The 26437-nt window shown below is 49.2% G+C and carries 23 protein-coding genes and 1 pseudogene; 10 read left to right on the top strand and 14 right to left on the bottom strand.

Annotated elements, in window-relative coordinates; translation table 11 throughout:
* Nucleotides 1-25 precede the first annotated feature (25 nt).
* Entirely contained in the window at nucleotides 26-913 is an 888-nt protein-coding gene (locus D9741_RS03770) for an aldolase (RefSeq protein WP_046082144.1), read from the bottom strand.
* Nucleotides 914-937: 24 nt separating this feature from the next.
* Nucleotides 938-1816 carry a sulfolactaldehyde 3-reductase gene (gene yihU / locus D9741_RS03765; protein WP_059275685.1) on the bottom strand — a complete coding sequence of 293 codons (879 nt, stop codon included), beginning with the start codon at nucleotides 1814-1816 and terminating at the stop codon, nucleotides 938-940.
* A 172-nt stretch (nucleotides 1817-1988) separates the two neighbouring features.
* Here yihU and D9741_RS03760 point away from each other — a divergent pair, with 172 nt between their 5' ends.
* Nucleotides 1989-2885: a PfkB family carbohydrate kinase gene (locus D9741_RS03760; protein ID WP_130216178.1), complete on the top strand. Its 897-nt coding sequence runs from the start codon at nucleotides 1989-1991 to the stop codon at nucleotides 2883-2885.
* A 39-nt stretch (nucleotides 2886-2924) separates the two neighbouring features.
* Nucleotides 2925-3713 carry a DeoR/GlpR family DNA-binding transcription regulator gene (locus tag D9741_RS03755; RefSeq protein ID WP_000022286.1) on the top strand — a complete coding sequence of 263 codons (789 nt, stop codon included), beginning with the start codon at nucleotides 2925-2927 and terminating at the stop codon, nucleotides 3711-3713.
* 110 nt (nucleotides 3714-3823) lie between these two features.
* On the opposite strand, the gene D9741_RS03750 is transcribed toward D9741_RS03755, so the two are convergent.
* The 4 genes from D9741_RS03750 to typA all read right to left on the bottom strand — a co-directional run bounded on the left by D9741_RS03750 (nucleotide 3824) and on the right by typA (nucleotide 8929).
* Complete coding sequence (locus D9741_RS03750; protein WP_130216177.1) at nucleotides 3824-5089, bottom strand: MFS transporter; 1266 nt, start codon at nucleotides 5087-5089, stop codon at nucleotides 3824-3826.
* 101 nt (nucleotides 5090-5190) lie between these two features.
* Nucleotides 5191-6171 carry a TIM barrel protein gene (locus tag D9741_RS03745; protein ID WP_130216175.1) on the bottom strand — a complete coding sequence of 327 codons (981 nt, stop codon included), beginning with the start codon at nucleotides 6169-6171 and terminating at the stop codon, nucleotides 5191-5193.
* A 7-nt stretch (nucleotides 6172-6178) separates the two neighbouring features.
* Nucleotides 6179-6889: a GntR family transcriptional regulator gene (locus D9741_RS03740; RefSeq protein WP_000147433.1), complete on the bottom strand. Its 711-nt coding sequence runs from the start codon at nucleotides 6887-6889 to the stop codon at nucleotides 6179-6181.
* Nucleotides 6890-7105: 216 nt separating this feature from the next.
* Nucleotides 7106-8929 carry a ribosome-dependent GTPase TypA gene (gene typA / locus D9741_RS03735; protein WP_001514692.1) on the bottom strand — a complete coding sequence of 608 codons (1824 nt, stop codon included), beginning with the start codon at nucleotides 8927-8929 and terminating at the stop codon, nucleotides 7106-7108.
* Between the two features lie 372 nt (nucleotides 8930-9301).
* Here typA and glnA point away from each other — a divergent pair, with 372 nt between their 5' ends.
* From glnA to D9741_RS03715, 4 genes are all read left to right on the top strand, one after another.
* Nucleotides 9302-10711, top strand: coding sequence for a glutamate--ammonia ligase (glnA, locus tag D9741_RS03730; RefSeq protein WP_001271717.1), 1410 nt, complete (start codon nucleotides 9302-9304; stop codon nucleotides 10709-10711).
* A 173-nt stretch (nucleotides 10712-10884) separates the two neighbouring features.
* Entirely contained in the window at nucleotides 10885-11934 is a 1050-nt protein-coding gene (glnL, locus tag D9741_RS03725; RefSeq protein ID WP_000190577.1) for a nitrogen regulation protein NR(II), read from the top strand.
* Nucleotides 11935-11945: 11 nt separating this feature from the next.
* On the top strand, nucleotides 11946-13355 hold the full coding sequence (gene glnG, locus D9741_RS03720) for a nitrogen regulation protein NR(I) (RefSeq protein ID WP_088563506.1): 1410 nt from the start codon (nucleotides 11946-11948) through the stop codon (nucleotides 13353-13355).
* Nucleotides 13356-13468: 113 nt separating this feature from the next.
* Nucleotides 13469-13579, top strand: a complete 111-nt coding sequence (locus D9741_RS03715; RefSeq protein ID WP_064527982.1) for a YshB family small membrane protein — start codon at nucleotides 13469-13471, stop codon at nucleotides 13577-13579.
* Between the two features lie 178 nt (nucleotides 13580-13757).
* On the opposite strand, the gene hemN is transcribed toward D9741_RS03715, so the two are convergent.
* The 3 genes and pseudogenes from hemN to D9741_RS03695 all read right to left on the bottom strand — a co-directional run bounded on the left by hemN (nucleotide 13758) and on the right by D9741_RS03695 (nucleotide 16114).
* The gene (gene hemN / locus D9741_RS03710; protein WP_130216173.1) at nucleotides 13758-15131 is read right to left on the bottom strand and encodes an oxygen-independent coproporphyrinogen III oxidase; all 1374 of its coding nucleotides are present in this window, start codon (nucleotides 15129-15131) and stop codon (nucleotides 13758-13760) included.
* 188 nt (nucleotides 15132-15319) lie between these two features.
* The gene (gene yihI / locus D9741_RS03705) at nucleotides 15320-15829 is read right to left on the bottom strand and encodes a Der GTPase-activating protein YihI (RefSeq protein ID WP_130216171.1); all 510 of its coding nucleotides are present in this window, start codon (nucleotides 15827-15829) and stop codon (nucleotides 15320-15322) included.
* Between the two features lie 118 nt (nucleotides 15830-15947).
* A pseudogene (locus D9741_RS03695) lies at nucleotides 15948-16114 on the bottom strand (hypothetical protein).
* 296 nt (nucleotides 16115-16410) lie between these two features.
* Here D9741_RS03695 and yihA point away from each other — a divergent pair.
* Nucleotides 16411-17043 (top strand): ribosome biogenesis GTP-binding protein YihA/YsxC, encoded by a 633-nt coding sequence (yihA, locus tag D9741_RS03690; protein ID WP_130209968.1) that lies wholly within the window; start codon nucleotides 16411-16413, stop codon nucleotides 17041-17043.
* A gap of 391 nt (nucleotides 17044-17434) precedes the next feature.
* Here yihA and polA read toward each other — a convergent pair whose 3' ends face one another.
* On the bottom strand, nucleotides 17435-20221 hold the full coding sequence (gene polA / locus D9741_RS03685; protein WP_130216169.1) for a DNA polymerase I: 2787 nt from the start codon (nucleotides 20219-20221) through the stop codon (nucleotides 17435-17437).
* A 363-nt stretch (nucleotides 20222-20584) separates the two neighbouring features.
* Between polA and D9741_RS03675 the strand changes: the two genes are divergently transcribed.
* Nucleotides 20585-21517: an acyltransferase gene (locus D9741_RS03675; RefSeq protein WP_130216165.1), complete on the top strand. Its 933-nt coding sequence runs from the start codon at nucleotides 20585-20587 to the stop codon at nucleotides 21515-21517.
* Nucleotides 21518-21557: 40 nt separating this feature from the next.
* Here the strand turns inward: D9741_RS03675 and D9741_RS03670 are convergent, their stop codons facing one another.
* From D9741_RS03670 to D9741_RS03655, 4 genes are all read right to left on the bottom strand, one after another.
* Nucleotides 21558-22988 (bottom strand): DUF945 family protein, encoded by a 1431-nt coding sequence (locus tag D9741_RS03670; protein ID WP_130216163.1) that lies wholly within the window; start codon nucleotides 22986-22988, stop codon nucleotides 21558-21560.
* Between the two features lie 155 nt (nucleotides 22989-23143).
* On the bottom strand, nucleotides 23144-23770 hold the full coding sequence (gene dsbA / locus D9741_RS03665; RefSeq protein ID WP_064527999.1) for a thiol:disulfide interchange protein DsbA: 627 nt from the start codon (nucleotides 23768-23770) through the stop codon (nucleotides 23144-23146).
* A gap of 16 nt (nucleotides 23771-23786) precedes the next feature.
* Nucleotides 23787-24773, bottom strand: a complete 987-nt coding sequence (srkA, locus tag D9741_RS03660; protein ID WP_130216161.1) for a stress response kinase SrkA — start codon at nucleotides 24771-24773, stop codon at nucleotides 23787-23789.
* Between the two features lie 76 nt (nucleotides 24774-24849).
* Nucleotides 24850-25119, bottom strand: a complete 270-nt coding sequence (locus D9741_RS03655; RefSeq protein ID WP_001295263.1) for a YihD family protein — start codon at nucleotides 25117-25119, stop codon at nucleotides 24850-24852.
* 69 nt (nucleotides 25120-25188) lie between these two features.
* Here D9741_RS03655 and mobA point away from each other — a divergent pair, with 69 nt between their 5' ends.
* Nucleotides 25189-25773 (top strand): molybdenum cofactor guanylyltransferase MobA, encoded by a 585-nt coding sequence (gene mobA / locus D9741_RS03650; protein WP_130216159.1) that lies wholly within the window; start codon nucleotides 25189-25191, stop codon nucleotides 25771-25773.
* Complete coding sequence (mobB, locus tag D9741_RS03645; protein WP_130216157.1) at nucleotides 25755-26282, top strand: molybdopterin-guanine dinucleotide biosynthesis protein MobB; 528 nt, start codon at nucleotides 25755-25757, stop codon at nucleotides 26280-26282. The genes mobA and mobB overlap by 19 nt, the downstream gene beginning before the upstream one ends.
* Nucleotides 26283-26437: the final 155 nt, after the last annotated feature.

Here is a 26437-nt window from a genome sequence, read left to right as displayed (position 1 = left end):
CTCCAGAATCGATATCCATAGGGGATTAGCGTTGCGCGATACCTTCATCGACAATTTCAGCCAGCCGTTGCAAGCGTGGAACGGAGACATCGCGCAGCATAGTTTGTGGATCTTGTGCACCAACAACCGACGCCCAAACCGCTCGTCCAGCCAGGAAGCCCGACGCACCACCTTTCATGGCAATACTGACTGCGCGGCCAAAAATATCGGCATCGACGCCAGAAGAAAGAATTACCCACGGCATCTTCATCTGATCGTTAAGTTTCTGACAGGCGGCAAGTAAGGTTTTTTCATCGCCTTTGCCCCCTAATGGCATCTCGGCTTTGTAAAGATCAGCCTCTGTTCCACCAAGCTCTGCGGCGGCGGCAACAATGGCGCTTTCACGATCAAAGTCCCAACCGCGACGAGGTGGACGCACCACAGGTTCAATAATGCTAACCAGCCCGGCACTACGGCAGCGACGAACAAATTTATCAACCATTGCCAGACGTTCCTCTGCGGGTTCATCTTCACGCCAGAGTACAAGTAATTTCATTGCCTTAGCCCCCATTTCACGGGCTTTATGCGGGTCGACGGACATATCTATTTCAACGCTATCAACCGGGATGCCATTACCTGGGATAAAAAGATCGGCAGCGACAATCAGGCCGCAAGAATTAGCAACAGCGCCCTGCTCGACTATTTGCTCAAGACAAAATTGTTTATCCGCCAGAACGGCAGAAGCATAAGGAGAAAGGATTCGGGTCGCGGCGACTTTAAAATCGGTGAGTACACTGTCGGCGATGGGTTTTGGCTGCCCTGCTGCCGCAAACATCAGGCGCATGGCCTCACGCTGATCGACAGCTAACATGGCGAATCCACCACCTGGGCGGGAGATATCTTTCAGCGTAAATGGGGTGAAGTGGGATGACATAGAAACTCCTGTTAATAGATAAAATTAAAGACCAGCCTGCTGGCGAACCTGATTTAGCAGGGCGCTCCAGTCCTGCCGCCCTTTGCCGTCTTGGCTTGCTGCGGCGTAATAACTTTCTGCTGCAATCCCCATATTGAGCGGCGCCCCCGTTTCCCGAGCGACGTCAACTGCAATACGCAGATCTTTCAATGCCAGGTCCACCATGAAGGCGGGAGAAAGATCGCCTTTCAGCACTTTGCCAGGCCAGGTGGTCGTAAAATGTCCTTTCCCTGCTGCAGTACCACTCATCACCTTAATTGCGACATCAAGATTTAATCCCAGTGACTCACATAACACAGCGGCTTCGGAGGACAGCGCATTAAGCGCAATGCTCATATAGTTGTTAATTAGCTTCACGCGGATCCCCATTCCTGGGCCGCCAGCCTCGACCAGCTCATTACCCATGCACATGAGAATCGGGCGTGCACGCGCAATCTGCTCATCAGTGCCACCCGCTAAAATCAGCAATGTGCCATCAATCGCATTCACGGACGTTCTGCCCACGGGGGCGTCCATCATATTGATGCCTTTTTCTTGTAATTCCCGTATTAATGCATCGGTCTGTAAGGGATGAATAGTCGACATATCAATCACTAACGCGTCAGATGAAACAGTTTCACAGACGCCTTTTTCCCCCAACAGCACCTGTCGAACAATGTCCCCATTGGGAAGCATAGTGATGATAAATTCAGCGCCTGCTGCCGCTTCCGCTGGGGTTTGTGCCGCAGTGGCCCCCTGCGTAACTAGCGCATCGACGGCCTGTGCATTGACATCAAATACCTGCAATGAATGCCCTTTTTGCAATAGATTGTTAGCCATTGGGCTACCCATCTGCCCCAGCCCGAGAAATGCAATGGTTGCCATGAATGCTCTCCTGTCTGACATTGACAAAATAATGACAATTGAAAATTCGTTTTCGTCTGTTTTTGAGCATATTTGTAATTTATGTTCAAAAACACGACACACATCACTAATCTGATCATTTGTGTCATTTAAATTGACCAAAGACGACAAAATTAAACAGGACAAGACAAATATGACCAGAATTGCATGCGTGGGTATCACAGTTCAGGACAGGATTTATTCTTTGCCCACTCTGCCGGAGGGCGGCGGGAAATATCAGGCAAATCATTATCTTGAGATTGGTGGCGGCCCGGCAGCAACAGCCGCTGTTGCAATCGCAAAACTTGGCGTGGAGGTTGATTTCATCGGTCGCGTCGGCGATGACAGTTGTGGAAATACCTTACTTGCAGAACTTGAGGGTTGGGGCGTCAATACCGCATTTTGCCGCCGATATCCTAACGCCCGTTCGTCGCAATCAGCGATCCTCGTTGATCAGCATGGCGAACGGATTATCGTTAATTATCCAAGTCCCGATCTCGGTACTGATGCCGAATGGTTAGAAGCGATCGATTTCTCTCGTTATGATCTGATTCTGGCCGATGTTCGCTGGCATAGCGGTACTGAAAAAGCATTCTCGCTAGCGCGCCTTGCGGGTGTGACAACACTTTTAGACGCCGATATGACACCGCAGGATATTTCTCCACTTGTCGCGCTTGCCGATCATGCTGTGTTCTCTACGCCAGGGCTGAAACGTATGACTGGCCTTCAGTCACCTGAAGAAAGCTTGTACCAGGCAACGACACAAACAGCAGGTAAAGTGTATGTCACGCTGGGTTCTGAAGGTTCGTTGTGGATTGAAGATGATCATTTGTGTCAACAGGAGGCATTTTCTGTCAATGTGGTTGATACCACTGGAGCAGGCGATGTTTTTCACGGTGCACTCGCGGTAGCGTTGGCAGAAAAAATGCCAACAAAAGAGGCTATTCGTTTTGCCAGTGCGGCTGCCGCGATGAAATGTACCCAGCCTGGCGGTCGGGCTGGCATTCCTAATCGTGAGCAAACCGAATCATTTTTGTCACTTTATGCGTAAAATGGTAAACATCTACCGAGGAGGGGCAAGGGAGTATTCATGAGTATCATCGAAGTGACAGGTAATCCACGCCATGACCAACTCGTTCATCTAATCGCAGAACGCGGTTATATGAATATTGAAGAACTGGCACAACTGCTGGATGTTTCAACGCAAACCGTGCGCCGGGATATCCGAAAACTCAGTGAGCAGGGGTTGATCACCCGTCATCATGGAGGAGCCGGGCGCGTCTCCAGCGTCATGAATACCGCTTTTGAGCAACGGGAACTTTCGCTAACCGCCGAGAAACGGGCGATCGCTGAGGCGGTCGCCGATTACCTTCCCGAACGCTGTACTGTCTTCATCACCATCGGTACAACCGTAGAAGCCGTTGCCAGGGCATTACTCAACCGTCGTGATTTACGCATTATCACTAACAGCCTGCGTGTGGCACAGATTCTTTATAAGAATCAGGATATTGAAGTGATGGTGCCGGGAGGCACTTTACGCGCTCATAACGGCGGGATTATCGGCCCAGGAGCCGTGGATTTTATTGAAGGTTTTCGCGCAGATTATTTAATCACCAGTATAGGTGCCATTGAACATGACGGCACCCTGCTGGAATTTGATGTCAATGAAGCGTTAGTCGCGAGAACGATGATTAAACATGCGAGGAATACATTGCTAGTGGCAGACCATACTAAGTTTGCCGCGTCTGCTGCTGTTTCAATTGGCAATGCGCGGAATGTCAGGGCTTTTTTTACTGATGCCCCGCCTCCCAATTCTTTCTGCCAGTTGTTAAGTGAAGAGAATGTTGAACTGGTGGTTGCCGAGCAAGAAGTATCCTGAAATTGAAACTTCGAAAAATCCGCTGGGGATTCAGCGGATTTTATTTTGCCGGATGCGGCCTACGGTTGATACGGTTTTCGTTGGCCGGATTAAGCACATCCGGCCATTAATTAAGCTTCAGCCGCCAGCATCTCTTTCTTACGTTGGCTAATTCGCTTAACCAGCATTACGGAAACCACCGCACCACAGAATGCGAAGCAGGCCATAATGCCAAACACGATTTTGTAGCCAATAATCCCCGGATTTAAATCCAGAATGTAGCCATACAGACTGAAGCAGAACATCGCCGGGGCGTAACCGATAAAGCTACCCAACGCCATCGCCGCGCCTGTTTTATTTTCAGCAATTTTTGCTTCGCCAATAGGTGCAAAAAATACGGCTCGCTGTGTAAAGACTATCGCGCCAAAGCCCAGCGTACATGCCATCCCTAAATAGACCGGCATACTTTCGTGCGGCAGCATAATCAACAGTACGAGCGCAGCGGTACTGATGATAAAGGTGTAGCATAGATATTTACTCGGCGATTTCAGGATCTTATCTGAAATCATGCCACCAATCGGTCCACCAATCATTTTCAGACAGTATTGGTTAATGATGCCGTAAGCCCCCACCAGCGCAACGGGCAGTAGATAGATGTTTTTCAGGAATGGAATGAAGAACGTCAGGCCACAGTAAACCGCGTAAACGAAGAAGACGTTGAAAGCGATAAGCCAGATGGTTTTGTCTTTCAGCACCGAGGTCATACTGGTGTTTTGCGATGCTCCGTCTTCTTTTTTCGCCTCCACGGACGGTGCCTCTTCTTTGTCATTGAGGACAAAGAAAATGATAACGCCCACAGCAATCACAATAAGGGAATAGAACCAGATACCCGCTTTAAAGCCCAATAAGCCACTGCCAAACCAGGTAAAAACTGCCAACGCAGAAAATGCCACCACGGTATCGACAATGCCACGCCCTGTTTCGAAGAAGCCAAACAAACGACCTTGTTGTTCGCTATTGCCCAATCGACTTACTGACTTGAGCAAGACCGGCCAGTTCATCATGTCGCAGGTAACGCCAAATAGCGCCCAGACAAAGAGGATGCCCCAATATCCCGGCATTGTTGTCAAATAAACACCCAGTAATCCCGTCGCAATGAGTGAGAGTGACATGGTGTATCTGCGCGGTAGTTTATCGGCAAAATAAATAGACAGAAAAAAGCCCACTGTGGTGACAAACGAGTTTACCGACATAGCATTACCAATTTGACCATTAGTCAAATGGAAATATTCCTGCATCGGGATATAAAACGCATCTTTCAACGACGGTAATTTATAAATTGTACCGCCACACAGTGTTAATAGACTAAATAACGCCCATTTCTTTTTCGTGAGCATAACATCCCCTAAGCGATTTTTAAAATCACTGTTTTAAAGGCAATAAGATATCGACCATTCTTATGGAATGGTTTTATTAACTGCGTATGAGTTAAAACTTATTAGTGGTTCAGAAGATGGCTTGCCTCTTGTTTTATTTGTTGTAGTACGTTACGCACATGATTTATCTGATTAATCGCATCTTCTTTTTCTTTACGTAACCGCGCATCCAGTAAATGATTTTCTGGTAGTGGTGTTTCACTCATCTGGCGATAAGGGATCCACGGATTATCATCTTCGTCTTCAAAGCGGAACGCCGGAGCATAATAATCAACCTCTTCTTCCAGGCCATATGCCGTCACCTGCGGCTCATCATCGCCCAGGCAGATAAGGTGCGTTAATAACGCTTTGAAGGGCATATCTCCCTGACCTGAAATACAGGCTTTATGGCCCAGACCACCCTGTTCTTTAACAATCAATGCATCTTTGATATGCACCTGGGTAATATGTGGCGCCATCGTTTTTAAAGCGTCGATGGGATGCTCATTTGCATTGATCATGTTCGCAAAATCAAACAGTAAGGAAAGAGACTCCATCTCACTTTCTTTGACCAACGACACCAGCTCATGGCTTTTTAAATCTTCATGCTGCTCGATCGTAAAAGTCAGACCGCTGTCCTGATACGTTTCCCGTACATAGGCAATGTCGTTAGCGATGATCGATAATACGTCGCGCAAATTACCTTCATAACGTGGATAAAAACGTACGGACGATGCCCCGGTTTTCAACGCGATGGCGACGGCTTCGTCAATAGATGCCTTATCTGAGGCGCTGGTTTCAATATGAATATCAAGGTTCAGACGGCGGGCTTTATCACCAAAGGCAGAGAGTTCTTTATCGTCCATATTGCCAAGAGAAAAACGCTCGCCATCCAGAACATGAATTTTGACGCCCCGCAGATTATTTTCACTCGCGATATCAAGTAAATCAGCAGGCAATACTCTTTCCAGCCGCATATTTAAATGAAAGGCATAGGCATGTAAATAAAGAGGAAGAGTATCGACACGTTGTAGAATCTTTCTTGCGTTATTTGTTGTCACCATAAAACACCTACAGATTAATGATGAGGTCTACGGCCTCAAATCGCCAATATTCAATATCTATCTGGACAATATTGCCTTGCTGGTCGGCGCGATGCTTTTCAATTAAGATCGCAGGCATACCCGCAGAACCGCCAAGATACTTGCTGATATCGCCCGGCATTCTGACGGGTTTGAAAATCAATTTTTTTACTACCGTCTCTTTTTGGTAGCACTTTTCCCAGACTGCAGAAAATGAGTGGTTTTCAAGTTGTTCAATAAAACCTGGGGCAACTTCAGGATTAATATATGTTTCGTGATAGAAAACTTTATGTCCTTCCAGCGCCCCCCAGCCGGTAATACGATAGAGTTCGGTTGATGGCGTCACTGCAATCAGTGGCGCAAGCGTCTGGGGAATGTCGCTGGTACGGCTTTTCTCGGTAAACCCCCAGGAAGGTTCCCGCCCTTGCTCAATTGCGGCCCGCTGAAAGCTCGCCGACAGCTCCGGGCTGTAATTAAATCTCGGCTGAGTCACGAACCACCCTTTACGATCCTTACGGAAGATTTTGGATTCTGCCTCGAGGTTCAGCAACGCCTGGCGTAACGTCATACGTTTAATGCCCAGCAGCTCTCCCAGCTCTCTTTCTGAAGGGAGTTTTCCACCCGGCGTAGTGATGCCATCTTTTAACCACCGATCCAGTTTCTCTTTTGCATTTTCTACGGTGGATTGATTTCCCGTCATTGTTTAATCCTTTTGGTTTAAACCAGATGAGGCATCTTACGCTTACGCCAAAAAAGAAAGCAATTAACGGCGTATGACTTTGCAGATAATTGTGACAAAGCTCTCTATTGACGTAACCACAGACTTATAAGGGAGATACTCGCATTGGTGAGTGCTCACGACAGGCAAAAAAAAACCTGCCATCGCTGGCAGGTTTTTTATGACTAAAAAACGAAATTAATCGTCTTTCGGTGCGCGGTTAGCGCGACGACGATCGTTTTCCGTCAGGTGACGTTTACGAATACGGATAGAGGTCGGAGTCACTTCTACCAGTTCGTCATCATCGATGAACTCCAGAGCTTGTTCCAGAGTCATGCGGATAGGCGGAACCAGAACAACGGCTTCGTCAGTACCGGAAGCACGCATGTTGGTCAGTTTCTTACCGGTCAGGCAGTTTACAGTCAGGTCGTTAGAGCGGCTGTGAATACCGATAATCTGACCTTCGTAAACTTCTGCACCGTGACCGAGGAACAGCTTACCGCGATCCTGCAGACCGAACAGCGCGAACGCTACCGCTTTACCCTGACCGTTAGAGATCAGTACGCCGTTCTGACGCTGACCCACTTCACCCGGACGAACGTCGTCGTAATGGCTGAAGGTGGAGTACAGCAGACCTGTACCGGAAGTCATGGTCATGAACTCAGAACGGAAGCCAATCAGACCACGGCTTGGGATCACGTAGTCGAGACGTACGCGGCCTTTACCGTCTGGATTCATGTTTTTCAGGTCGCCTTTACGTTCGCCCAGCGCCTGCATCACAGAACCCTGATGCTGTTCTTCAACGTCCAGAGTCACGTTTTCATACGGCTCTTGTTTACGACCGTCGATTTCACGGAAGATAACTTTCGGACGGGATACCGCCAGTTCGAAACCTTCACGACGCATGTTTTCGATCAGAACAGACAGGTGCAGTTCGCCACGACCAGAAACGCGGAACGCATCGGCGTCTTCGGTTTCTTCTACGCGCAGCGCAACGTTGTGTACCAGTTCTTTGTTCAGACGATCCAGGATCTGACGAGACGTTACGAACTTACCTTCTTTACCGCAGAACGGCGAGGTGTTAACGCAGAAGAACATAGAAACGGTTGGCTCATCAACGGAGAGTGCCGGCAGCGCTTCAACGTTTTGCGTGTCGCAAACGGTGTCAGAAATGTTCAGTTCGCCAAGGCCCGTGATCGCCACGATATCGCCAGCTTCCGCCAGATCGGTTTCGATACGTTCCAGACCGAGGTGGCCCAGCACTTTACCGACTTTCGCGTTGCGGGTTTTGCCTTCGCTATCGATGATAGTAACTTGCTGGTTCGGCTTCACTTTACCGCGCTTGATGCGGCCAATGCCGATAACACCAACATAGCTGTTGTAATCGAGCTGAGAAATCTGCATCTGGAACGGACCGTCAAGGTCTACGTCCGGCGCAGGAACGTGGTCAATAATCGCCTGATACAGCGGGGTCATGTCTTCCGCCATATCTTCGTGGTCCAGACCCGCGATACCGTTCAGCGCGGAAGCGTAAACGATCGGGAAGTCCAGCTGCTCGTCGGTCGCGTCGAGGTTTACGAACAGGTCGAATACCTGATCCACAACCCAGTCAGGACGCGCGCCAGGGCGGTCAACTTTGTTGATAACAACAATCGGCTTCAGGCCGTAAGCAAACGCTTTTTTGGTTACGAAGCGCGTTTGCGGCATCGGGCCGTCAAATGCGTCAACCACCAGCAGCACTGAGTCTACCATGGACATTACACGTTCAACTTCACCACCGAAGTCGGCGTGCCCCGGGGTATCAACGATATTGATACGGTAATCATTCCATTTGATAGCGGTGTTTTTCGCGAGGATGGTAATCCCACGCTCTTTCTCCAAATCGTTGGAGTCCATCACGCGCTCTTGGGTTTCGGCACGAGAGTCGAACGTACCGGATTGTTGGAGCAGCTTGTCTACCAGGGTGGTTTTACCATGGTCGACGTGCGCGATGATGGCGATATTACGCAATTTTTCGATCACAACTTTGCCTCAGGCATTAGAAATAGCGCGTTATTGTACACGGATTAATCGCACTACAAAACAGGATCACAAACATCCTCCGCAAACAAGTATTGCAGAGTCCCTTTGTGATCGCTTTCACGGAGCATAAAAAGGGTTATCCAAAGGTCATTGCACCAACATGGTGCTTAATGTTTCCATTGAAGCACTATATTGGTGCAACATTCACATCATGGTGCAGCCCTTTTGCACGATGTTAAGCATGATAACGCCTTTTAGGGGCAATTTAAAAGTTGGCACAGATTTCGCTTTATCTTTTTTACGGCGACACGGCCAAAATAATTGCAGATTTCGTTACCACGACGACAATGACCAATCCAGGAGAGTTAAAGTATGTCCGCTGAACACGTACTGACGATGCTGAACGAGCACGAAGTGAAGTTTGTTGATTTGCGCTTCACCGATACCAAAGGTAAAGAACAGCACGTCACTATCCCTGCTCATCAGGTGAATGCTGAATTCTTCGAAGAAGGCAAAATGTTTGACGGCTCCTCGATTGGCGGCTGGAAAGGCATTAACGAATCCGACATGGTGCTGATGCCAGACGCATCCACCGCAGTGATTGACCCGTTCTTCGCCGACTCCACCCTGATTATCCGTTGCGACATCCTTGAACCTGGCACCCTGCAAGGCTATGACCGTGACCCGCGCTCTATTGCGAAGCGCGCCGAAGATTACCTGCGTTCCACTGGCATTGCCGACACCGTACTGTTCGGGCCAGAACCTGAATTCTTCCTGTTCGATGACATCCGTTTCGGATCATCTATCTCCGGTTCCCACGTTGCTATCGACGATATCGAAGGCGCATGGAACTCCTCCACCCAATACGAAGGTGGTAACAAAGGTCACCGTCCGGCAGTGAAAGGTGGTTACTTCCCGGTGCCTCCGGTAGACTCAGCTCAGGATATCCGTTCTGAAATGTGCCTGGTGATGGAACAGATGGGTCTGGTGGTTGAAGCTCATCACCACGAAGTCGCTACCGCAGGTCAGAACGAAGTGGCTACCCGCTTCAATACCATGACCAAAAAAGCTGACGAAATTCAGATCTACAAATATGTCGTGCACAACGTGGCGCACCGCTTCGGTAAAACCGCGACCTTTATGCCAAAACCGATGTTCGGTGATAACGGTTCCGGTATGCACTGCCACATGTCGCTGTCTAAAAACGGCGTTAACCTGTTTGCTGGCGACAAATACGCAGGTCTGTCTGAACAGGCGCTGTACTACATTGGCGGCGTAATCAAACACGCGAAAGCGATTAACGCCCTGGCAAACCCGACCACCAACTCTTACAAGCGTCTGGTCCCGGGCTACGAAGCACCGGTAATGCTGGCTTACTCTGCGCGTAACCGTTCTGCGTCTATCCGTATTCCGGTGGTTTCTTCTCCGAAAGCACGTCGTATCGAAGTACGGTTCCCGGACCCGGCGGCTAACCCGTACCTGTGCTTTGCTGCCCTGCTGATGGCCGGTCTTGATGGCATCAAAAACAAGATCCATCCGGGCGAAGCCATGGACAAAAACCTGTATGACCTGCCGCCAGAAGAAGCGAAAGAGATCCCACAGGTTGCAGGCTCTCTGGAAGAAGCACTGAACGAACTGGATCTGGACCGCGAGTTCCTGAAAGCCGGTGGCGTGTTCACTGATGAAGCGATCGATGCGTACATCGCTCTGCGTCGCGAAGAAGATGACCGCGTGCGTATGACTCCGCATCCGGTAGAGTTTGAGCTGTACTACAGCGTCTAATAGTTGAAGTTGTACTACCCGGCGCAACAACGCCGGGATTTAGTTGCCGTGGAAACTTTCAGCCCATCTCTGCATGGGCTTTTTTCTCCGTCAATTCTCAGATGCTTCGCGCTTTTTATCCGTAAAAAGCTATAATGCACTAAAATGGTGCAACCTGTTCAGGAGACTGCTTTATGGCAACAGGCACGCAGCCCGATGCTGGGCAGATCCTCAACTCGCTGATTAACAGTATTTTGTTAATTGATGACAATCTGGCGATCCATTACGCCAACCCCGCCGCGCAACAACTGCTCGCCCAAAGCTCCCGCAAATTGTTTGGTACACCGTTACCGGAACTGTTGAGCTATTTCTCATTAAATATCGAGTTGATGCAAGAAAGTCTGGAGGCGGGGCAAGGTTTTACCGATAACGAAGTGACGCTGGTCATCGATGGTCGCTCGCATATCCTTTCTGTGACGGCTCAGCGTATGCCGGACGGCATGATCCTGCTGGAGATGGCACCGATGGATAACCAGCGCCGCTTAAGTCAGGAACAGCTACAGCACGCCCAGCAGGTTGCTGCCCGTGATTTAGTCCGCGGCCTGGCGCATGAGATTAAAAATCCGCTTGGCGGCTTACGCGGCGCGGCACAGCTGCTCAGCAAAGCGTTACCTGACCCGTCGCTGCTGGAATATACCAAAGTGATTATCGAACAGGCGGACCGGCTGCGAAATCTGGTCGACCGTCTGTTGGGGCCGCAGCTGCCCGGTACGCGCGTTACCGAAAGTATTCACAAAGTGGCTGAACGCGTGGTGACGCTGGTGTCGATGGAACTGCCGGACAACGTGCGGTTGATTCGTGATTACGACCCCAGCCTGCCGGAACTGGCGCACGACCCGGATCAAATTGAACAGGTCTTGCTGAATATTGTGCGCAATGCGCTACAGGCGCTGGGGCCGGAAGGTGGTGAAATCATTCTGCGTACCCGCACCGCGTTTCAACTGACCTTACACGGCGAACGATATCGGCTGGCGGCGCGGATTGATGTGGAAGATAACGGGCCAGGCATTCCGCCTCATTTGCAGGATACGCTGTTTTACCCGATGGTCAGCGGCCGCGAAGGTGGCACCGGGCTTGGCTTATCCATCGCCCGTAATTTGATTGATCAGCATTCAGGCAAAATTGAATTTACCAGTTGGCCAGGTCATACCGAGTTCTCGGTTTACCTGCCTATCAGGAAATAAAGGTGACGTTTATGCAACGAGGGATAGTCTGGGTAGTCGATGACGATAGTTCCATCCGTTGGGTGCTTGAACGTGCGCTCGCTGGGGCAGGTTTAACCTGTACGACGTTTGAGAACGGTGCGGAGGTACTGGAGGCGCTGGCGAGCAAAACGCCGGATGTGCTGCTTTCAGATATCCGTATGCCGGGAATGGACGGGCTGGCGCTGCTCAAGCAGATTAAACAGCGCCATCCGATGCTTCCGGTCATCATTATGACCGCACATTCCGATCTGGATGCTGCCGTCAGCGCCTATCAACAAGGGGCGTTTGATTATCTGCCTAAACCGTTTGATATCGACGAAGCCGTGGCGCTGGTTGAGCGCGCCATCAGTCATTACCAGGAACAGCAGCAGCCGCGTAATGTTCAGCTTAACGGCCCAACGACCGATATCATCGGCGAAGCGCCAGCCATGCAGGACGTGTTCCGTATTATCGGTCGGCTTTCGCGCTCTTCCATTAGCGTGCTGATCAACGGCGAATCCGGCACTGGTAAAGAACTGGTTGCTCATGCCCTGCATCGCCACAGCCCGCGAGCCAAAGCGCCGTTTATCGCGCTCAATATGGCTGCTATCCCGAAGGATTTGATCGAATCAGAACTGTTCGGTCACGAGAAAGGCGCGTTTACCGGCGCGAATACCATTCGTCAGGGGCGTTTTGAACAGGCCGATGGCGGCACGTTATTTCTCGATGAAATTGGCGATATGCCACTGGATGTGCAGACGCGTTTGCTGCGCGTGCTGGCAGACGGTCAGTTTTATCGCGTTGGCGGCTATGCGCCGGTGAAAGTGGATGTGCGGATTATCGCTGCCACTCACCAGAATCTCGAACAGCGGGTGCAGGAAGGCAAGTTCCGTGAGGATTTGTTCCACCGCCTGAACGTTATCCGTGTTCATCTGCCGCCGCTGCGTGAGCGTCGGGAAGATATTCCCCGTCTGGCACGCCATTTTTTACAAGTTGCCGCTCGCGAGCTGGGCGTAGAAGCAAAGTTGCTGCATCCGGAAACTGAAGCCGCTCTGACGCGTCTGGCGTGGCCAGGCAACGTGCGCCAGCTGGAAAACACCTGCCGCTGGCTAACGGTAATGGCTGCCGGACAGGAAGTGTTGATTCAGGATTTGCCTGGCGAACTGTTTGAATCAACCGTACCGGAAAGCACTTCACAAATGCAGCCGGACAGTTGGGCAACGCTGTTAGCACAGTGGGCAGATCGGGCGCTACGTTCCGGTCATCAAAACTTGCTGTCTGAAGCGCAACCAGAGCTGGAGCGGACGTTACTGACTACCGCGTTGCGACATACGCAGGGGCATAAACAGGAAGCAGCACGCTTACTTGGCTGGGGGCGTAACACCCTGACGCGTAAGTTAAAAGAGCTGGGGATGGAGTGATTCAGGCTCGCCATGTAAAGATTGATTATTGAGCGCAAATTGCTGTTATTTTGCGCTTTACTGTTCCGGTAAGTTCAGTATGATCATGCCCGAAAAACGGGGGGAGTGTCATTATGCTGGAATCAATAATTAATCTGCTATCAAGTGGCGCAGTTAACAGCCACACGCCGCAAACTGCCGTTGCTGCCGTGCTGTGTGCCGCAATGATTGGGCTGTTTAGCTGAGTTTCAGATTGCTGATGAAGTGCTCTTTGTTCATGCCGGATGCGGCGTGAACGCCTTATCCGGCCTACAAAAACAGATTTTGTAGACCTGACAAGCGTAGCGCATCAGGCAACCTTGTTCTCAGCACATTGATGGCGCTTTCGTTTATCACCGTTGTAAACGAAGCGCCATTCACTATTTAAATCACCCGTGAGAACTGCTGCATTCGCGCTTTCTGGCGCAGATAAGTATCAAAGCACATGCAAATGTTGCGGATCAGCAAGCGACCTTTCGCCGTCACCTGAATCCCCTTCTCATCCACATCCACCAGCCCGTCTTTTGCTAATGGGGCCAGCAGCTTGAGATCTTCCGCAAAGTAATCAGCGAAGTGCAAATCCCACTGTTGCTCAATGGGGGCGTAATCCAGACGGAAGTTGCAGATGAGCGACTTAATCACATCGCGGCGAATACAGTCATCACGCGTTAGCGCAATACCACGCCACAGCGCATTACCTTGTTCATCCACCTGCTGATAGTACTGCTTCAACTCTTTCTGGTTCTGCGCGTAGCAGTCGCCAATCATGCTGATGGCGGAAACGCCCATCCCAAGCAGGTCGGTATCGCCCTGGGTGGTGTAGCCCTGGAAGTTACGATGCAGCACGCCTTCACGCTGGGCCACTGCCAGCTCGTCATCCGGGCGAGCAAAGTGATCCATACCGATAAACTGATAGCCCGATTGTGTCAGGAAGGCGATGGTTTCCTGCAGAATATCGAGTTTTTGTTGCGGACTCGGCAAGTCAGCATCTTTGATTTTGCGCTGGGCGGCAAAAATAGTTGGCAGATGCGCGTAGTTAAAGACGCTCAGACGGTCAGGGTTCAGTTCCGCCACGCGTTTCAGGGTAAAAGCGAAACTCTCCGGCGTCTGTTTCGGCAGGCCGTAAATCAGGTCAATGTTGGTGGAGGTAAAGCCAATCTCACGCGCATGGTTAAGCAGCGCAAAGATGAACTCTTCATCCTGCTCGCGGTTAACCAGACGCTGTACTTCTTTGTTGAAGTCCTGCACGCCCATGCTCAGGCGATTAAAGCCTTCCGCGCGTAAATGATCCAGTACATCCAGTTCGATTTCGCGCGGATCGACTTCGATCGAGATTTCCGCATCGGCATTGAACTGGAAGTTTTCGCGCAACAGCTTCATCAGGCGGCTGATTTGCGCTTTATTCAGGTATGTTGGCGTTCCACCGCCCCAGTGCAGCTGGCTCACCTTGCGCCCGGCAAAAAGCGGAGCACGATGAACGATTTCTTGCTCAAGCACGTCCAGATACTGGTCGGCCTTGTGCTGCTGACGAGTCACAATCTTGTTGCAACCGCAGAAGTAGCAAAGTTTGTGGCAGAACGGGATATGTACGTAGAGAGATAAGGGACGCTCTGGGTAGCGCGCCACGGCTTGTAAAAACGCCTGTTCACCGAAGTCTTCTGAAAACTCCAGCGCGGTCGGGTACGAGGTGTATCGTGGCCCGGAATAGTTATATTTCTGGATCAGGGCCAGGTCCCAGTCGATTTGCTGTACAGACATGCTCACTCCTTCCGATGGCGTCTCTGGCGGCTACGGCGTACCGGCGGATGCCCGTTTCGGGTCATCAGCCGGTTGCGCAGCCACTTTTGTCGCCGCGACAACCGCTGTAGTTTAACGAATAACCACACCAGATAACATATAACCGGAAGGGTTATCAGCAGAACGGGAAGGCCCACGGCGGCAATCCGTTAGTTGCCCCGCAGCAGACGCATCATGTCTTCTTGCTTCTCGTCTTCTTCCTCTTCTTCGTCGTCGTCATAAGAGAGGCCGAGTTTCTGCATCAGCTCATCAATACGATCCAGCTTGGCATCTACCCAGGATTGCTCTTCGGCACTCAGGGTTTCGCCTGCTTCCAGACGTTCCAGCAGCGCATCCAGACGCTCATCCGTCTCCAGTAACTCCAACTCCGCCTGCGGTGAAAGCATAGGTTTCTCACTCTTCGGTTTGTGCTGTTTGGTGACTTTTTCAGTCACGCCCAATGGAATAGGGGTTTTACTGCCAATACGTGGATCTTTCGGTGCATTCTGGCCTTTGCTACCCGAAGTAGTGCTACCGCCCGCTGCGCGGCTGCCTGGTGCATGACCACGACGTTTTTTCTGGCGCTTGCGATCACGAGCTTCCTGATTCAGCTCTTCGCGGGTTTTACGACGCGCTTTTGCATGACCTTTGCTGCGTGAGTTTGAAGATGATGGTTTCATATCAATTCGTCTTTTAGCCGTTTTATTTAGTATAGATTTGCGGCGGAATCTAACAGAAAGCAAGCAAAGAAAAAAGGCGACAGATTACTCTGTCGCCTTTTTTCCTGACTCACAACCCTTAACGGGTCTTACAATCCTTGCAGGCCGCCAACACACCCTGTTTTTCCATTAGCCGGAACATTCCGTGTTGATTCCATTTCCCTTTAGTGACGTCTCCGGACGTTTGTCTTCCTGACAATCCTCTGTCTTCGCCTCCTGGCGCTCCTGACCCTCATCCTGAGTCATCGTTCCTGTTAGCGTCCTCGCTCTATGGGTGCTACTTTACGCTTCTGTGTTAAACAAACAATAAACTATCATCAGTATTTACTCATTTTCAGATTATTGTATAAAACTAATCACATGATTTATTTAGCCTATTTGACATGCGTCGCAGAAATTTCTCTTCGATTTCTCATAAAAACAATCGGCAATGTCTCACAAAGTACATGGTATTTACTTACACCGTTCACGCCGAAAAATCCGTCTTTTATTGTGGTTCAGGTATAATCGCCGCAAAGCTTTGACTGACGGAGACGACCGCTTTGACTAATTTGAATTATCAACAGACGCATTTTGTGATGAGTGCGCCTGATATTCGCCACTTACCTTCCGATACCGGGATCGAAGTGGCTTTTGCAGGCCGTTCCAACGCAGGTAAATCCAGCGCGCTGAACACGCTGACTAACCAGAAAAGCCTGGCGCGTACCTCGAAAACACCAGGACGTACCCAGCTTATCAACCTGTTTGAAGTGGCTGAGGGCAAACGTCTGGTCGACTTGCCTGGCTATGGCTACGCGGAAGTTCCTGAAGAGATGAAGCGCAAATGGCAGCGCGCGCTCGGTGAGTACCTCGAAAAACGTCAGAGTCTACAAGGCCTGGTCGTGCTGATGGATATTCGCCATCCGCTGAAAGATCTCGACCAGCAGATGATTGAGTGGGCGGTGGACAGCAATATCGCCGTACTGGTGTTGCTGACCAAAGCGGATAAACTGGCGAGCGGTGCACGTAAAGCGCAATTGAATATGGTGCGTGAAGCAGTGCTGGCGTTTAACGGTGATGTGCAGGTAGAGACATTCTCTTCTCTGAAGAAGCAAGGTGTGGATAAGCTGCGGCAGAAACTGGATACCTGGTTCAGCGAGATGCAGCCTGTAGAAGAAACGCAGGACGGCGAATAATTTTCTAGCCCTTACGCATGTGCCGGATATCGCGTATCTGGCACATAAAATCATGCAAACTCAATGAGCTATTTTCCTACCGTAGGCCTGTTAAGCACAACGTATCCGGCAATACGGAGCTTTTCTTTCGCACAATAAAAAACGCCCCAGTCATTACTGACTGGGGCGGCTAAAAAATTCAGCCAAATCCGATTACGTGAAGTAAAAGGTCTGAAAGATAGAACATCTTACCTCTGTACCCTACGCGACTAACTTTACTCTTTTTTGTTCAGTTCAGAAAGCACTTTTTGTAATTTTTTTTCAGTTGTTGCATAGGAATTTCTAATACCCATCACAAATCGTGGCTGGTTATGTTGCTTAGTTACGAAAAAAAGGCTTGTTAAGGCAAATCTTAGTGCGCCTGATCCCAGTTTTCGCCACTACCCACTTCCACCAGCAACGGCACATCCAGGCGGGTACAGTTTTCCATCAACTGATGGATCTTCTTCGCTACCGCATCGACATCATCTTTATGAACTTCAAACACCAGTTCATCGTGTACCTGCATGATCATACGCACGCGCGGTTGCTCTTCCTGTAGCCAGGCATCAACGGCAATCATAGCCCGTTTGATGATATCCGCAGCGGTTCCCTGCATTGGTGCGTTAATGGCTGCACGTTCAGCCGCAGCACGGCGTGCACCGTTGCTGGATTTGATATCCGGCAGATAAAGGCGACGTCCGTCCAGGGTTTCAACGTATCCCTGCTCTTTCGCCTGCGCACGAGTGCGTTCCATATACTCCAGTACGCCTGGGTAGCGTTCGAAGTAAAGGTCCATGTACTTCTGTGCTTCTTTACGTGGAATGTTCAATTGCCGTGCCAGACCGAAAGCACTCATGCCATAAATCAGACCAAAGTTGATCGCTTTCGCGCTACGGCGTTGTTCGCTGGTGACAGTTTCCAGTGGCAAACCAAACACTTCTGCAGCCGTTGCCCGGTGGATATCTTTTCCTTCTGCAAATGCGGTCAGCAAGCCTTTGTCTCGTGAAAGATGCGCCATAATGCGCAGTTCAATCTGCGAGTAGTCCGCCGAGACAATCACGTAATCCTGCGGCGCAATAAACGCCTGGCGGATACGGCGGCCTTCTTCGTTACGCACCGGAATGTTTTGCAGGTTAGGATCGGTTGAGGATAAACGCCCCGTTGCAGTTACTGCCTGGTGATAGGAAGTATGCACGCGCCCGGTTTTCGGGTTGATCATCAGCGGCAGCTTGTCGGTGTAGGTCGATTTCAGCTTCGCCAGACCACGATACTCCAGAATCACTTTTGGCAACGGATAGTCCAGTGCCAGCTCTTCCAGTACCTCTTCCGACGTTGACGGCGCACCGCCCGGCGTTTTCTTCAGCGGTTTAATACCCTGTTTTTCAAAAAGAATAGTTTGCAGTTGCTTGGTGGAAGAAAGGTTAAATTCTTCACCTGCAATTTCATGCGCTTTCTTTTCCAGCTCAGCCAGACGCAGGGTGAGTTCTTCAGAATGATTGTGCAGCACTTTCGGGTCAATCTTCACACCGTTACGTTCGATGCGCGAAAGTACCGGTACCAGCGGCATTTCGATGTTTTCGAAGACGTTTAGTGGCCCTTTGTGTTTTTGCAGATCCGGCCACATTTTCAGATGCAGCTGCAAGGTGACATCTGCATCTTCGGCAGCATAGCGTCCGGCCTCTTCCAGGGCAATCTGGTTAAAGGTCAGTTGATTTTTACCTTTACCGGCAATCTCTTCAAAAGTAATGGTTTTGTGCTTCAACCAACGTTCCGCGAGGCTGTCCATATCGTGGCGACCGGCAACGCTGTTGAGAATGTAGGACTCGAGCATGGTATCAAACGCAATCCCCCGCAGCTCAATGCCGTAGTTCGCCAGAATGCCGCGATCGTATTTCAGGTTTTGCCCGACCTTCAGCGCCTTTTCATCTTCCAACAGCGGTTTTAGCAACTCGAGTGCACGCTCGCGGGAGATCTGATCGGGCGCATCAAGATAATCATGAGCAACCGGAATATAGGCCGCTACGCCTGGCTCGATAGCAAAAGAAAGCCCTACCAGGTTGGCAGAGATGTTATCGAGGCTGTCGGTTTCGGTATCAAACGCAAATACAGACGCTTTTTCCAGCTTCGTAATCCATGCTTTTAGAGTTTCTTCGTCCAGAATAGTGACGTAGTTATCGTAAGAAATCACCGTTGCAGTCACTTCGGGTGTTTCGTCGACAACAATGGTTTCCTGCGGCTTCGCGGCTGGTTTTGCCCCTTTGGCCTGTAACCATTTGCCCGCTTCGACATCAGCAGTCCAACGCTTGAACTCATACTTTTTGAACAGCCCCAACAACTCTTCAGCCGCCGGTTGTTGTACTTCCAGTTGTTCGCAGGTCAGTTCCAGTTCAACGTCGGTTTTAATCGTCGCCAGCTGGTAAGAGAGATAGGCCACCTCTTTATTTTGCTCAAGCTTCGCCGCCATTGTTTTCGCGCCGCGGAAGCTCAATCCAGCAATTTTTTCCGGCTCGGCATACAGCGTATCCAGGCCGCCAAGACCTTGTAGCAGCGCCTGCGCGGTTTTTTCGCCGACGCCCGGTACGCCAGGAATGTTATCAGAGGAGTCGCCCATCAGCGCGAGGAAGTCGATGATCAGTTCTGGCGGTACGCCGTACTTATTCACCACCTCTTCCGGGCCGAGGATGGTATTCGTCATGGTGTTGATAAGCGTAATATTTGGCGTCACCAGCTGCGCCATATCTTTATCACCGGTGCTGATCAATACCGGACGCCCGGCTTTTTCGGCTTCGCGCGCCAGAGTACCGATAACGTCGTCTGCTTCTACGCCAGAAACGGCCAGCAGAGGCAGCCCCATCGCTTTTACCATAGTGTGCAGGGGTTCGATCTGCGCGCGCAAATCGTCCGGCATTGGCGGGCGATGTGATTTGTAATGTTCAAACAGTTCATCACGAAAGGTTTTTCCCTTGGCGTCAAAGACCACCGCTGCATGCGTCGGTTGGTATTGCATGATCAGACTACGCAGCATGTTGAGGACACCGTACATCGCACCGGTTGGCTCGCCTGCGCTGTTAGTCAGCGGCGGAAACGCGTGATATGCGCGATAAAGATAAGATGAACCATCTACAAGGATTAGTGGGTTTTGGGGGATCTGAACCATAATGTCCGTGCCTGTTTATCAGATTATGCGTAAAGGATGCCACAGACAGGATGAAAACATGAGTTTTTCACCGCTTTTCGTGAAAATCTTTTGTAGATCTTCTGGATCGCTCGCAAATCGTCATGTGGATAACTTTGTGTATAAATTATTTACATCACTTTTAATTTATTATCATGCTTGTTACAGCATTATATTTGTTGTTGTTTTTCATAAAGTTAAAAATAAAAACATTGCTGGTGATTGAGTAATAGGGATTTTTTCTAATGTGGATAGATATGAATTATTTTTCTATCTAAGGATCATCCGTTATTTGGGCCGTTTTCTGCTAAAATCTGCGCCTTGCGCTTCTTTAGCGCACTGTCTATGGCTAACCTTTTGAATAATTTAATTATGACGAGAATACTCGCTGCGATAACACTTTTGGTGAGTATCGTATTGACCATTTTGGTCACCATTTTTTGTTCTGTCCCGATCATCATTGCCGGGATCGTAAAACTATTGTTACCTGTGCCAGTGATTTGGCGAAAGGTATCACTTTTTTGTGATTTTATGATGTATTGCTGGTGTGAAGGATTAGCGCTATTACTGCACCTTAACCCACACCTGCAATGGGAAGTTCGCGGACTGGAAGAGCTAAGTAAAAAGAACTGGTATCTGCTTATTTGTAACCACCGCAGTTGGGCTGATATTGTTGTACTGTGCGTGTTGTTTCGTAAGCATATTCCAATGAACAAATATTTTCTCAAGCAGCAACTGGCCTGGGTGCCTTTCCTTGGCCTGGCATGCTGGGCGCTGGATATGCCATTTATGAAGCGCTATTCCCGCGCTTATTTGATACGTCATCCGGAACGGCGCGGTAAAGATGTTGAAACCACTCGCCGATCTTGCGAAAAGTTTCGCCTGCATCCCACCACGATTGTGAATTTTGTTGAAGGCTCCCGTTTTACTGAACAGAAACACCAGCAAACCCACTCGACATTTAAAAACCTCCTGCCTCCCAAAGCCGCCGGTATCGCGATGGCGCTGAATGTACTGGGTAAACAATTCGATAAACTACTCAATGTTACGCTGTGTTATCCGGACAATAACCGCCAGCCATTCTTCGATATGTTAAGTGGCAAACTGACGCGGATTGTCGTGCATGTGGATTTACAACCCATTGCCGAAGAGTTGCATGGCGACTATATCAATGACAAAAGCTTCAAACGTCATTTTCAGCAGTGGCTGAACACACTGTGGCAGGAAAAAGACCGACTTCTGACTTCACTGATGTCATCACGGCATCAGGATAAGTAGTTATAACTCGCCTCCGTATTAGCAGAGGCGAGTTATCATTTTAATGCACTAAACGTCCGGCACGAGACATAAATTCTTCTTCGCTCATCTCCTGACCGTTAAAAACAACTTTACCTGGCAAATAATGCAGTTGCAGCGAGGCAATATTGTTGTCAACTGTGATTAACTGAAACATCTTACCTAATGTTGCCATTCCGCCGATTTGTTTATCAGCCAGCTTTTGAGCTTTTTCAGCATCCATTCCTTCAGATAAATTAAGCTGTTTAGCTATTTCAGTGACGACATTAATCGGTACATTCATATCCAGATTGAACGATTTAATATCTTTGTTTGTGGATGATGAAGATTTGGCTGGATCGACAATACTAATATCCAGATTAGCATTTAGTTCACCGACAGCGTTCTTCCAGCTTACAGGTAGTTTAATGATCGGCTCACTTTTTTGTAATAACGGTAAATACTCTTTGAACAATGCAGTATTCATTGCTTCCAGTGCATCTTCATCATTTGCTAACTCAGGGTGTGCTGCAAGTTGCTTCTGCGTCGCAATGTTGTACTGGATGATAAACTGGCGAACTGCTAAGGGATCAATAGATTCAGCAATCAATGACCACTGACCGCTACCGAGTTGTTGATTCCCTTTTGTTAACTTATCAAGTTCGTAAGTCAGATTGACATTGATATAATCTTTATCTTTTACGCGCTCTAGTGTGGTTTTCGCGACGAAAGCGTCGATTTTGGCAACTTCGCTACCGTGATTGACAATGCAAATCTGATTAAATTTCGACTCGCTTTCACCAACCGGAAATTTCTTTTCTTCTAATCGCGTCAGAGAATTAATGGTAAAATTTTTCGCCATGACTTTGTTCATTGGCGATAATTCCAGAACAATATCTTCGACTTTGCCTTCAACATCCAGATTAGACAATGAACTGTCATCACCATTAAAAGTAAACCGACCTTCACCAAAGGAGAGTTTTCCATACTCTGCAGGGGCAACGTCCAGAGTTGTAGAGAAAGAACCGCCAAAAGCGAATCGCAATGTCGCTTCGACGGGCGCTCTATCTTTTGCGGCAATAAATAGCGGCTGTGTCAGTTCATTATTGACTAATTTAACTTTTGCTGCCGCCATAGCAGGTAAGATATTGCCGCTTTTTAGCATTGATAGCGGCAAGGGACCATGATCGACATCCACATCAAATGCAATACCTTGTCCTGGCTTGATATTGAGATCTGGCGCACCTTTATCAAAGGTAATAAGCATTTGAAAATGAGAGCTAAAAAAACCTTTGTCAAAGTTTTTATAGCTGGCGGTCATATCATAGGCATGCTCTCCCTTCTTTTTACTGTCGTTAAAATCTTTAATAAATTTTTCGACGCCAGACTGGATTTGAGTCCCTTCATACCATGTTCCACCGCCCCAAATAATGGCTAATGCAACAATAACACCTGTGGCTGACTTACGTATCATTTCTATTATTCCCTGATAAAACAGCAAAACTTTTAATATCCGCGCTTGATATTAAAATGTCCAGAAACGAGGTGAATTATCAGAAAGTATTTATATTGATTAAACAACAAAAAAAGCCCGTGAATATTCACGGGCTTTATGTGAATTACAATAAATTATTTTTTCTCAGACAGATATTTCACTGTATCAGCATACTGCTGAACAAAAACATCCATATTGCTGGTATCCATACCCTGCGGATTCAGCTGATATTTACCGTTAACAAACATCGCTGGAACGCCACGCAATTGTACATCTGCAGCCGCTTTTTCTTGCTGAGCGACCAGAGATTTAACAACAAAGCTGTTCCATGCTGCATCATACTCTTCACCTTTAATACCTGCGTTGATGAAGACATCACGAATGTCGGCCGTAGAGCGAATGGTCTGTGTTTTCTGTACGCCTTCAAACAGTGGTACAGTCACTTTATCTTCTACGCCCAGCGCCATCGCCACAGCCCACGCTTGTGTCAGAGATTGCCCCAGCTCCCCGCCCATGAAGTTGACGTGGTATTTAGTCATCTTCACACCTTCCGGCAGTTTTTTCTTCACATTCTCAGAAATATGCAGAACTTCTTCAAACTGATAGCAGTGTGGGCAGAAGAAAGAAAAAAACTCCAGCACTTGCGGTGCACCAGCAACCGGCTTTTCCAGCGTGGTGTATTGTTTACCATCTTCATACTGCGCCGCCGATGCGCTAAACGCTAAAACCAAACCAGCCAGCGCCAGCCAAATCTTTTTCATGATCTACTCTCTCCGATTAATACATAGGTGTTAATTGCAAAGGGGGTTCTTGTAGAACTTTTGCCTGTTCTATAAAAGTCGCCGTCTGTCGCAGCCAGTAATCTTCCCCGGTTAACCACGGGAAATTTTTCGGGAACGCGGGATCAGCCCAACGCCGCATTAGCCAGGCAAGATAATAAACCAAACGCATGGCGCGTAAAGGTTCAATCAGTCCGATTTCAGCGGTGTCGAACTCGCTAAATTCTTCATAAGCTTCAATAATAGTTTCTAACTGCATCCGCTGCTCAGCTTTATCGCCATTCAGCAACATCCACAGGTCCTGAATTGCAGGGCCATTACGCGCATCATCCAGATCGACAAACATTGGGCCATCGCGCCAGAGAATATTTCCGGCATGGCAGTCACCATGTAATCGCAGAACGGTGAAGTCCTCCCGCCAGTGTGCTGTAACGGCGGTAATAAGCTCATCCGTTGCCTTAAGGAAGGCCGCTTTCAGCCCAGAAGGTATCAGCGTAGCATTTTCAAACAGCTTGCGTGGTTCAATGAGATATTCATTCAGACCGATGGTCGGGCGATGGATAAAAAGCTGTTTGCGCCCCGTCTGGTGCATGCGCCCTAAATAACGCCCAACCGCTTCCATCTGATCAATATTATCGGCTTCGAACTGACGACCACCGACGCTTGGGAAAACGGCAAAATAAAATCCCTGATGATTCAATAAAGTCTGACCGTTAAAGGCCACAGGTGCTGCGACCGGAACTTCATCGCTTACCAGCTGCAACGCAAATTGATGTTCTTCGAGGATTTGATCGGCTGTCCAACGTTCAGGGCGATAAAATTTGACGACAAAACGTCGACGATCTTCGTCCTGAAATTGATAGACACGGTTTTCATAGCTGTTAAGCGGGGTAAGACCGGAATCCACCCGGATCCCATGCTCAAACAGAGCGTCCATGATGGTATCCGGGTGTAGTGTCTGGAAAGTAAAAGCGCTGTTGTTCATCCCATCATCCGGAAAACATTACGAATGATGAAGGATATCATTTCACAATGATTTTGTTGGTAGCGCTTACAAGCTTTTACTCTTTAATTACGCCACGCGCGCGTAATAGCGCCGTTTTGAAGTCTTCTTCATAATCTTTCTGCAACCCAGGGATCACCGCATCTTTCGCGGAATCGCGCATTTTCAGGTGATAGATCAGAATGTCATCCGTCAAATCCGCCAGTTCGCCGTCAAAACCTGACTCTTTCGCCAGTTTCTGCAAAAATTGCAGCAGGTTAAGGTCTGGCTCTTTTTGCCAGGCTGGCTGGAGGAGTTCAATAACTTCATTCAGACGTTTACATTTCATAGTAATGCTCCTTACTCTTGAGACAGACACGTTAGCAGGGTCAATCCCACAATAAAAGAGGCGATATCGGTGAATCTGATGACGACGATAACAGGCGTTATACTGGCGGGCGGTAAAGCCAGACGAATGGGCGGCGTAGATAAAGGATTGCTTGAATTAAACGGCAAACCATTATGGCAACATGTCGCTGACGCGCTTATGACGCAGCTCTCTCACGTCGTGGTTAATGCCAATCGTCATCAGGAAATCTATCAGGCCAGTGGTCTGAAAGTAATAGCGGATTCCCTGGCGGATTATCCTGGCCCGCTGGCGGGAATGCTTTCGGTAATGCAGCAGGAAGCAGGTGAGTGGTTTCTGTTTTGTCCGTGCGATACGCCTTATATTCCCCACGATTTAGTCTCCCGGCTTAATCATCAGCGCAAAGATGCACCTGTTGTGTGGGTCCATGACGGTGAACGCGATCATCCAACTATTTCTCTGGTAAATCGCGCTATTGAACCTTTATTGCAGGAATATCTACAAGCAGGAGAACGCCGGGTAATGGCATTTATGAATCTTGCTGGCGGTCACGCGGTTGATTTTAGCGACCGTAAAGAAGCATTTGTGAACGTGAATACGCCAGAGGAGCTTGCCCGATGGCAGGAAAAACAATGATACCGCTACTCGCCTTTGCCGCGTGGAGCGGCACCGGAAAAACGACGCTGTTGAAAAAACTTATCCCGGTATTATGCGCCAGAGGGATCCGCCCGGGGCTGATTAAACATACGCATCATGATATGGATGTCGATAAACCGGGCAAAGATAGCTATGAGCTGCGCAAGGCCGGCGCGGCGCAAACCATCGTTGCCAGCCAGCAGCGTTGGGCGCTAATAACGGAGACGCCAGACGAAGAAGCGCTGGATCTGAATTTTCTCGCAAGTCGAATGGATACCTCAAAGCTGGATCTGATTCTGGTTGAAGGGTTCAAGCATGAAGAGATCGCGAAGATTGTGCTGTTTCGCGATGGAGCCGGACATCGACCGGAAGAATTAGTGATAGACAGGCATGTTATTGCTGTAGCCAGTGATGTGCCGCTTAATCTTGATGTCGCGTTACTGGATATTAATGATGTTGAGGGGCTGGCTGATTTTGTGGTGGAGCGGATGCAAAAGCAGGACGGATAGGCAAGAGCAGGCTGGAGAAGACGCGCCAGCGTCGCATCCGGCATTTTTTCTGCATCAACGCAAAAAGGCCATCCTGACGGATGGCCTTCTGCTTTATTTGATGCCTGGCAGTTCCCTACTCTCGCATGGGGAAGCCCCACACTACCATCGGCGCT

The organism is Escherichia sp. E14V7 (assembly GCF_004212225.1).
GTDB lineage: Bacteria > Pseudomonadota > Gammaproteobacteria > Enterobacterales > Enterobacteriaceae > Escherichia.
The sequence above is the reverse complement of the archived record's forward strand: the minus strand, read 5'-3'. Positions and strand labels throughout refer to the sequence as shown.